Origin of the sequence: Microcoleus sp. N9_A1 (assembly GCF_036701795.1) — a bacterium.
GTDB lineage: Bacteria > Cyanobacteriota > Cyanobacteriia > Cyanobacteriales > Microcoleaceae > Microcoleus.
On the sequence record NZ_JAUBRI010000060.1, the window covers coordinates 32,054 to 41,735 of the forward strand.

General features: G+C 46.8%; 6 protein-coding genes and 1 pseudogene. 1 reads left to right on the forward strand and 6 read right to left on the reverse strand.

What is annotated here, in order from left to right; genetic code table 11:
- Nucleotides 1-61 precede the first annotated feature (61 nt).
- From QUA58_RS23490 to QUA58_RS23515, 6 genes are all read right to left on the reverse strand, one after another.
- Nucleotides 62-4,621: a PAS domain S-box protein gene (locus QUA58_RS23490; protein ID WP_333396262.1), complete on the reverse strand. Its 4,560-nt coding sequence runs from the start codon at nucleotides 4,619-4,621 to the stop codon at nucleotides 62-64.
- 937 nt (nucleotides 4,622-5,558) lie between these two features.
- The gene (locus tag QUA58_RS23495; RefSeq protein ID WP_333309474.1) at nucleotides 5,559-5,846 is read right to left on the reverse strand and encodes an ATP-binding protein; all 288 of its coding nucleotides are present in this window, start codon (nucleotides 5,844-5,846) and stop codon (nucleotides 5,559-5,561) included.
- Between the two features lie 181 nt (nucleotides 5,847-6,027).
- On the reverse strand, nucleotides 6,028-6,981 hold the full coding sequence (mdh, locus tag QUA58_RS23500) for a malate dehydrogenase (protein WP_333247955.1): 954 nt from the start codon (nucleotides 6,979-6,981) through the stop codon (nucleotides 6,028-6,030).
- A 116-nt stretch (nucleotides 6,982-7,097) separates the two neighbouring features.
- Nucleotides 7,098-7,313, reverse strand: a complete 216-nt coding sequence (locus QUA58_RS23505; protein WP_333247957.1) for an NAD(P)H-quinone oxidoreductase subunit O — start codon at nucleotides 7,311-7,313, stop codon at nucleotides 7,098-7,100.
- 124 nt (nucleotides 7,314-7,437) lie between these two features.
- Entirely contained in the window at nucleotides 7,438-8,397 is a 960-nt protein-coding gene (locus QUA58_RS23510; protein ID WP_333396264.1) for a DNA-formamidopyrimidine glycosylase, read from the reverse strand.
- Between the two features lie 2 nt (nucleotides 8,398-8,399).
- Nucleotides 8,400-8,780: a photosystem I reaction center subunit IV gene (locus QUA58_RS23515; protein ID WP_333396267.1), complete on the reverse strand. Its 381-nt coding sequence runs from the start codon at nucleotides 8,778-8,780 to the stop codon at nucleotides 8,400-8,402.
- 570 nt (nucleotides 8,781-9,350) lie between these two features.
- Between QUA58_RS23515 and QUA58_RS23520 the strand changes: the two are divergent.
- Nucleotides 9,351-9,682: pseudogene (locus QUA58_RS23520) on the forward strand (ATP-binding protein); the annotation flags it as partial.

Below are 9,682 nucleotides of genomic sequence, written 5' to 3' on the forward strand. Positions count from 1 at the left end.
ATCGGGATAAAATCATCAATTTCCAATTCCCAATTCCCAATTCCCAATTAGCAATTAGCAATTAGCAATTAGTTTTCAGCGGAATCTCGATCGCAAATTCTGCACCCTGTCCCGGCGAAGAAGTGCATTTGAGCGACCCGTTGTGTCTGTCTGTAACAATTTGATAGCTAATCGACAAGCCCATCCCAGTGCCTTTACCCACAGGTTTAGTGGTAAAAAACGGGTCAAAAAGCCGAGTGCCGACAGTCTCCGGTATTCCCGGCCCGTTGTCAGTAATCCGAATGATTACCTTGCCGGCTGGCGATATTTCAGTGCGGATGCGGATGTTGCTGGGCTGTTGCCGCATTTCCTCAGCAGAACGGCGCAGATCCCGTTCTTCCAAAGCATCCAAAGCATTGCTCAAGATATTCATAAATACTTGATTTAACTGTCCGGCATAACATTCTACTAAGGGTAGTTGAGCATATTCTTTAATCACTTCAATTTCTGGATGATTGTGTTTAGCTTTGAAGCGATGCTGCAAAATCATCAGAGTGCTATCTATGCCGTCATGAATATTTACTGCTTTCATTTCCGCTTCATCCATGCGGGAGAAGGTGCGGAGAGAAGCAACGATTTGTTGAATGCGATCGGCACCGACTTTCATCGAAACAAGCAACTTTGGCAAGTCTTCTCTCAGAAATTCTAGTTCAATATTTTCTATTTCATTTTGAATCTCTGCAACAGGAACAGGATAGTGGTTTTCGTAAAGTTCGAGCAAGTTAAGCAAGTCTTGAGTATAGTCGTTGGCATGGGTGAGATTGCCGTAAATAAAGTTAACTGGGTTGTTGATTTCGTGGGCAACTCCTGCGACGAGTTGACCGAGAGATGACATTTTTTCGCTTTGAATTAACTGCGATTGAGTGTTGGTTAATTGCTGTAATGTTTGCTCTAATTCGTGAGCTTTATTGCGAGTTTGGGTGTAAAGATCGGCTTGGTTGAGGGCGATCGCCAATTGAACTGAAATCCCTTGCAACAATTCAACTTCGCTGTCGCTCCAAGGCCGCACAGAACTGCTGTTGCAGCAGCTAACTGCACTTATTACCCCGGAAAGCGCCTGCATGGGGATGATTAATACAGATTGGTAGCCCATCGCTCCAACGGTTTGTTTCCACACAGGATCGGCGACTGTTTCGACATCATCCACTCGCAGCATTTCCATCTGCAAGATTTGTTGTCCAATCAGACCGAAATCGGAAGGTTGATAGCAGCCTGTTAAATCGGGAAGTTCGGGGAGGCGAGATTCTTTAATTATCTCCCAGCAAGGCTGGTCTCCGCCGTCGCGGTACCAGGCAAAATTGCAGCGCTCGATCTTCAGGAAAGCGCGAATTTCCTCAACTGCGACTGTAACAATGCTGTCGAAGTCGAGGGAATTGCGGATTTGAGCTGTGAGAATGTTGAGCAATTTTTCTCTATCTGCTTGCTGCTTGAGTTGGGCTGCTGATTGCTTCAAGGCAATTTCTGCTAGCTTGCGATCGGTAATGTCTTCGGTGACAGCTAATAGATATTGCGGTTGGCCGTCAGCATCAAGTATTGATGTTTTTTTAGTATGAAATATACGCAATTCTCCTTGACCTGTTTCAATCTCTTCTTCGCTGATTTCTACAGTTTGCCCGTTGTGGAGAACTTCTCGATCTTTGGCGGTGAAAACATGAGCTTGTTCTGTGGGAAAAAGGTCGAAATCATTTTTGCCCGTAACTTCTGCTGCGCTGAAACCGAGCAAGTCTTCGGCTGCTGGGTTCCACAGTACAAATCGCAGTTCTTTGGCTTCCTTGGCAAGCACTGCTACGGGTATGGTGTTGAGCACTGATTCCATAAAGTTTTGAGTGTGTTTCAGTTCTGCTTCCGCCGCTTTGCGATCGCTAATATCTCGCACGTTGGCAATGACGCTGAGATTGCCGTTGAGATGAATTCTTGACACAGCAATTTCTGCATCAAAGGTGGAACGATCGTTGGGACGTTTAGCTTTCCATTCGATACGGGTGCTTTCGCCTGACAATACTTTTTCCCAAAGTTCTCTCATTAGTTGAATAGGATTTTCGTCACTTGAATAGTCCTTCGTAATTGATGATTTCATTGCTTGTTCCCGACTAACTCCATACATTTCTAACATTCGATTGTTGACATCAAGAATGTTACCTTCTAAGTCTTGAATGAAGATTGCATCGTAGACATTGTTAAATATGGTTCGCAGGTTTTGCTCGGAAACTTGCACCGCTGCTTCTGCCTGTTTGCGATCGCCAATTTCTTGTTCTAACTGAGTGACTGCTTGGGAAAGTTCGGCGGTGCGATCGCTCACTCTGTCTTCCAACTCGGTTGCTGCTTGCCGCAGGGCTGCTTCGGCGGCTTTGCGATCGGTAATGTCGAGCGCCGTGCCGAACAATTTTACCACCTTGCCATTGGCATCGGTTTCAGCTTGACCCAAAGCATTGATGTACCGTAATGTGCCATCGGGACGATAAAACCGGTGATCAAAATCGTAGGGAATGCCGAATTCAATGCTCTGCTGTACTTGCGTTTGCCACAATTCCAAATCTTCTGGATGACACCAAGAGAGTTGCTGCTCTACGCTGGGCGCAGCCGCAGCCGGTTCGAACCCAAAGATGCGGAAGAGTTCTTCCGACCAAGTGACGGTTTCCGTGGCTGGGTTGAATTCCCAATTACCGACGTGGGCGAGTCTCTGGGCTTCTTGTAGTTGCCGCTGGCTGTCGCGGATGGCGGTTTCGGCAACTTTGCGATCGGTAATGTCGAGCGTGACGCCACAAAATACGATTTCGCCGTTCTCGCTGCGGGTGGGGATGGAGTCGCTCTGCCACCAGCGAATCTCACCGTCGGGCTTGACTAACCGCCCTTCGTAGTGCCAGGGAGAGAGATTGTCGACGGCTTCGGTGACGGAAGCGATGTAGGTTTCCAAGTCTTCGGGGTGGACGCGGGAAATGAAGGAGGTGATGTCTTGCATCATTTCTGCTGCGGTGATGCCGGCGATATCTTCGATGCGATCGCTGATATAGTCAACTCTCCACTCTCCCTCTCTGCTGCAAAATTGGAACAGGGCTCCGGGGATGGTAGCTGCGATCGTCCGAAACTTGGCTTCGCTGGCGGTGAGAGCGCTAAAAGTCTGGCGCAGTTCGGCGGTGCGGGCTTCAACTCTGCGTTCTAGTTCGGCGTTGGCGTGTTGTAAGGCTGCTTCTGCTAGTTTGCGATCGGTAATGTCGGTAGCTGTACCTGTTGTGCCGAGGAAGTTTCCGGTTTCGTCGTACAGGGCGATCGCATTGAACATCAAATGTTTGATGCTGCCGTCTTTGGCGATGTGGGTGGTTTCATACTGGAAAACTGATTCTCCGGCCACCAGGCGGGCGAAAACTGCTAAATCTTTCTGGGCTTGTTCTGGTGTCACAAAATCGGAGAACGGCCGATCGAGCATTTCTGCTGGTTCGTAACCGTAGATATACTTAACTGCTGGGTTGACGAAGGTGTAGCGTCCAGTCGCATCGACAGACCAAATCATGTCTTGAGAGGTTTCTACCAGGCTGCGGTATTTGGTTTCGCTGGCTTTGACAGCTTCTTCTGCTGCTTTGCGTTCCGTCATGTCGCGGGAGACACCGACAGTCATGGTGATTTGGCCGTCTTGATTGCGGATTGGTGTTTTGACTGTACTCCACAGCCGCACTTTTCCGTCGTAGCGCGTCACCGGTTCTTCGGCAATATCCAGGGTTTGTCCGGTTTCAAATACGAAAGCATCATCTTTAATGTACTGGAGAGTGTGGTCAGGTTCGGCGAAAGGTGCGTCTACGAGCCCTTGCAGTTCCTCTTGACTCATGCCGTAATAGTCGCGGAAGGCTTGATTTGCCCAGACGATTTGGGATTTGGGGCCTTTGACTAATACCATATCGGCGATCGAATCGAGAATTTGGTGATATTTTCGCTCGCTGTCGCGGAGTTTCTGCTGCGCCGATTTGATTTCTGCTAATTGCCTCTGGGTTTGCCAGTGCAATTCGGCCTGAGAAATTGCGACTGCTAAATGGTCGCCTACTTGTCTGGCAAATTCGATTTCGTCTTCCTGCCAATCGCGGGGTTCGCCGCACTGGTGAATGCAAAGCAATCCCCACAAATGTTGCCCTTGCAGTAGGGGTACGACTAAGTTTGCTCTGATTTGAAATCGCTTGAGGATTTTGAGGTGACAGGGACTCAACCGGGCTGTGTAGATGTCGCTGACTGCTTGAACGTATCCTTTGGCGTAGTTGGCGGCAAATTGTTCGCCGAAGCAGTGGTCATGAACTTTTGCGCCCAGGGATGGGCTGTATTGGGGCAGCACGTCTTCGGAGACTACTTCGCCGTCGTTCCAGTCGGATTCGGGAATGAAGCGGTAGACGGCGACTCGATCGGCATTTAGGAGTTGCCGGACTTCGGTGGCTGTGATTTTGAATATTGTTTCTAGGTCTAGGGATTCGCGAATTTTGCTAATCACTCCCATCAGCGCTTGCAGCTTTTTGAACCAGGTTTGAGACTGCATTTGTCTTTCTAGATGAATTAGCTTTTGCTGCAGGTTGATTACTTCTTGATAGAGGTATGCATGAAACATAATGCTGTTTTTTTAGTTATTTTGCGGTTTGGTATCGAGGTTGATGGCATCTCAATAGCGATCTGCAAGTTGAGCCTGGTAACTCAAAAAGGCAAAGAACATATTCTCCTCCTTCTGCTAGCACTTAGCAGCTACTCACGCTGCATTTCCGTATTTTTTCGAGATTAGGAGGTCGATCGGCCATCTTAGCTCCCGTATATTTACTGAAAAAGTGGCACAATATGCTACTTCATTAATTCTCAATAATTGAGAATAATGCTAACAAAACGTACACATAAACCCGGTTTATTAACGTAATTAAGTCAGGAAATCTCCGAAAGTGGAAACAAGAAACCCGGTACCATTGCGCGATCTGGAGGAGCGTCTCTGACTAATTTTGACATTTTTTTGGCTCGCCTTCGGTTGCAATTGTCACATTTTTATTATTACCGCAAACTCGATCAATGGTTTCCTTGTTTTGGCGATCGAATATCCTGTTGGGTTCGCCTCTATTAAAATTTGTTTAAATTTAGGCGATCGCCTTTTCTAGAGTTTTAAGTAATGCTCGATTTATCTCTCCCAAATTAAATTTTTTACAGCCTTTGGGGTAAGCCAAAATTTGAGATATTTTTCCTTGCCTTCTCATTTTTTTATGCAAGGGATTAGATTTTTTAAACTGATTAAAATTCACCGAATCAGAGGTTAGTTTTCGGTCAAACAGTTGAGGTAGTTGCAGGCTATGGTTAAATTGGCTCAACTCAAGGACTATTCCATACCGCAACGGGCCCGCAAGCGCGTTCGGGATAGCTAGCTTCGCACGCGCGGAGACTTTTTGCCCGATTTTTGCCATTTTTGACAAGTGTAAAAATTTTAGATAATACCAATATTTACGGTATCACATTTTTGACGAAACTAAAGGTCTTTCAAGCTTGATCAATAGAAAGGGCGATCGCGAGGATTAAAGTTTGGGCAAAGTAATGATAAATTTCGTATAAACTCGCATTTCACTTTCTACCTTTAAAGTGCCACGGTGTTGTTGGGCAATGCGAGCACGAGTGAGAGATCGGCCAAAACCGACTGCTTCTGCTTTTGGTTTAGTAGTAAAGAAAAGATGGCAGATTTTTGCTTTAATTTCTAGAGAAACTCTGATGGTATTGTCGCGCAGACTAAGTTGAACTGCTTTTGTCAGTTTTTGCGTTTTTACCAAATTTTTTAGAGTAAATTTTATGTTTATCAATCGGTTCATTGCAGTTCATTTTTTTGCGTTTCAAATACAGCCTAACAAGCATGAACAATGATATTTTTTATAAAAGCGCGGTTGAAATCCGATAAGCAAACTTCCGACAGAGCGATCGCACTGTCGTACAATATAAATTATTATATTGAAGTGGCGAGCAGGCTGCTATGATCAATGAATTGCTACAAACTTAAGAAGCCGTTTTCAGTATTGCCTTCGCTTCCTCAATATTTTGGGCAACTAATTTGCCAGATTCGATAAACGCAGCTCTTTCAGTATCGCTGAGTTCGAGTTCGACTATTTGTTCGACTCCCTGATATCCCAAGCGAGATGGGACTCCTAAAAAGATATCTTGCACGCCGTATTCGCCGTGCAAATAAACGCAGCAAGGCAAGAGTCGCGACTGATTTAATAAAATAGATTCTACCATCAAACAGGCAGCAGATGCGGGTGCAAAATAAGCACTACCAGTCTTCATCAATGTGACAATTTCTGCGCCGCCGTGGCGAGTTCGCTGTACGATTCGATCGATCGCCCCAGCATCCATAAGTTGATTGATGGGAATACCGTTGACAGTGGAATATCGCGGCAAAGGAACCATCAAATCGCCGTGGGAACCGAGCACAGTTGCATTGACTTCGGCGATTGAAACGCCCAATTCCATAGCAATAAAAGTTTGAAAGCGGGCGGAGTCGAGAATTCCCGCCATACCCATGACTCGGTGTTTTGGTAAACCCGTAGCTTCCCACGCTAGATAAGTCATAATATCTAGGGGATTTGTTACTGTGATTAAGATTGCTTCGGGGGAATGGGCGATCGCGCTTTTTGCAGCTTCAGTAACAATTGCAGCATTAATTTTAATTAAATCTTCGCGATTGATACCGGGTTTGCGCGGGATGCCGGCGGCAATGACAATGATATTTGAGTTGGCTGTATCTGTATAATTGTTTGTACCGACAATTTGGCGATCGTGGCGTTCCACTCCCCTAGCTTCCATCAAATCCAAAGCAACGCCCTGCGGCCAACCCTCCACAATATCTAGCAATACTACATCTGCCAGATTTTTCTCAGCAATTCGCTGGGCTAACGTACTGCCGACTTTGCCTGCACCAATAATTGATACGCGGTTTGATGGAGAATTCATTGGATTTTAAATTTTAGATTTTAGATTTTAGATTTTAGCAATCAGCTTAATTGGGGAAAGGTGCGTGGTGTGCACCCTTCGCTACATTAAGAACAGTGATGTTTAGTTTTGGTGAGTTACTTAAAATCTTCGAGTTGGTCTACCCGCAGCCAAATATTGGGGGTGGGTACTTTGCCAAATTTGACGAAGGCATAGTCGCCGCGAACATCCATCACTTCGCCTTTTGTTTCAAATATATAGGAGGAAAAGCGCGGATCGCTGGCTTGGGCTTCTAGACTGTTTTCCAATTTTTCGCGAATTGCGCGGACTATGCTACCTTTTTTGATTGCCATAAGTTGCTCTTCTTAATTTATAAAAGTATACAAATTTTAATCTAGATTTGCCATGACAGCACTTCTTTCTGTTGACGGTTGACGGTTGACTACTGACTACTGACTACTGACTACTGACTACTTCCTATTTCTGACAGGCGGGGCAGTAATGAGTTGATCGCCCTGCTAATTTTATACGTTCGATGGTTGTGGAGCAAGTGCGGCAGGGTTGACCAGCGCGATTATACACCCAAGCGACGCCGCCGTAGTTGCCGTTGACACCTTGGACGTTGAGAAAATTGCTAAAAGTGGTGCCACCGGATTCGATCGCCTTCTGTAAAACTTGAATAATAGCTGTATGGATACGCCCTATTTGCTCTGCGGTCAAATCCGCACACAGAGTTGTGGGCATCACTCCCGACAAAAACAAAGTTTCGTCAGCGTAAATATTGCCCAAACCCGCTACCAGTGCCTGGTCTAGCAAAGCTGTTTTAATGGGTCGCGCCCGCCGGTGCAGCTTGCGGGTCAAATATTCTGTTGTAAATTCGTCGGAAAATGGTTCGGGGCCTAGGACTTTCAGGCCGGTAACTGTGCTCGAAACCTCGGTTTCTGCGGGCACGTACCACATTTGACCGAAGGTGCGTTGGTCTACAAAGCGTAATTCTTGGTTTCCTTCAAAATATAGCCGCACTCGCGCGTGTTTTGGCAGGGGTTCGTCGCCGTTTACCCATAGCAATTGGCCTGTCATCCGCAGGTGAACGCCCAACCAGCCGGCTTTTGAAGGCAGAAGGGAGAAGGAAGAAGGGACAAGGGAAGAACTAGGAGTTTGAGTTAGGAATTCTGTCCCTCCCCCACTCTCCCACTCTCCCCCTCTCCCCCTCTCCCCCTCTCCCCCTCTCGATTGCGATAGTTCTGCCAGGAGGTATTTGCCGCGCCTGTACCAAGATGCGATCGACTTTCCTTTGAGTTTTGTCAAAAAATCGATCGCAGAGATTGAGCGGGCGATCGAGCTATGTAAGAGCACGTCTCCGCCCAAAATTTCGCGGTCGAGGGTAAGTTGATTCAAACCCCGGCAAATAGTTTCAACTTCTGGCAGTTCTGGCACAATTAGCGCTGTTCTGTTCCTTGATTGGGCGAACCTTCGACGCTGCCGGGAACTTCCGCGCCTGGTTTGCTGTCTGTCGAAGTTTTCGGCTGCTGGGGGGCTCCTCCGCTGCCGGTTTTGCGGGTTTTCTCGTCGAGCGTGGTTTGCTTGCCGCCGGAAGCGACTGGAGTCCCTGTTTTGGCTTTTGCTTTGGGTGCTGCCACTTCCACTAATTCGCCTTGGGCGAAGTTGTTGGTGTTGACGCCTGCATAATTGACGGTGTTAAAGCGAACGATTACTGGGTATTTAATGCCGCTTTGGTCTACCGTAGCAACGGTGCCCACTTCTTGATACCAGAAGGATTCTTTGCGGAGAATCCGGACTGTTGAACCGCGTTGAACCATGAGCTTTGTTTCCTTGGCGATGAATAAACGGATAAAGCCATTTTTTTTACTTTAGTCGATCGCGCGTCGCATTTAAAGTCTGTAACGAAATTATTGTTTCCCGCGCTGTGTTTTGGTTGCTGGTTTGTAAAGAAAAGTAAAGTTGTTTATAGTGTGAACTGTGGGGAGGGAAAAATAAATAACCTCATATTATCTATCAAATGACAACTGTGCGATCGGGTTGATAAAAAAGTTTACAAATCCGCTCTTGTGGGGTGGCGGGAGAAAGAGAACCCGGAGATCGTCCAAATCAAGAGGGCGGGGACGGGGGCACTGCCCCTACAAGGGTGGACTGGAAGCATTCTCAAAGTCCCCCTTCTTAAGGGGGATTTAGGGGGATCTAGACTTCGATATAAACGAGAGATATAGAGGTTTCAGTCTTCAGTTAAAAACCCGGAGATCCCCCCTAGCCCCCCTTAAGAAGGGGGGGACAAGAGCATTCAAAGTCTCCCTTGTTAATCGGATTAATTAACGTTGTACTAATTATCCGATCGCGCTAAACTATTGCAAAGTATGAGAAGTATTTAAATTATGTCATTAGTAGATTTAGCTAATACTAAAGTTAGGGTAATTGGATGCAGTGCGGTGATGGCTGTCGGGCAACTTATTTCAAGTGCGATCGCCAATCCGGGAACTCAAGCAGCAGCGGGGATGATCGGTGGCCCGATCGCACTTGGAGGCATTTCTATTTTAGCAGCGATTGCTGGTAGTCTCGCTGAGACTATGGCCGCTGATGAACTGGCAAATCGGATGACGGAAGGGTTGAGCAAAAATCCGAGGATTCTCGATAATCACGATTTGATTAAGGCGGCGGGTGAGGCGATCGGCTATATTTTGAGAGAGGTTGCGAAGTCGGATGAATT

Excerpts from the sequence above, each read along its gene's own strand:
- QUA58_RS23490 (WP_333396262.1), bottom strand. The coding sequence starts at position 4,621 with ATGTTTCATGCATACCTCTATCAAGAAGTAATCAACCTGCAGCAAAAG.
- QUA58_RS23495 (WP_333309474.1), bottom strand. The coding sequence starts at position 5,846 with ATGAACCGATTGATAAACATAAAATTTACTCTAAAAAATTTGGTAAAA.
- mdh (WP_333247955.1), bottom strand. The coding sequence starts at position 6,981 with ATGAATTCTCCATCAAACCGCGTATCAATTATTGGTGCAGGCAAAGTC.
- QUA58_RS23515 (WP_333396267.1), bottom strand. The coding sequence starts at position 8,780 with ATGGTTCAACGCGGTTCAACAGTCCGGATTCTCCGCAAAGAATCCTTC.
- QUA58_RS23505 (WP_333247957.1), bottom strand. The coding sequence starts at position 7,313 with ATGGCAATCAAAAAAGGTAGCATAGTCCGCGCAATTCGCGAAAAATTG.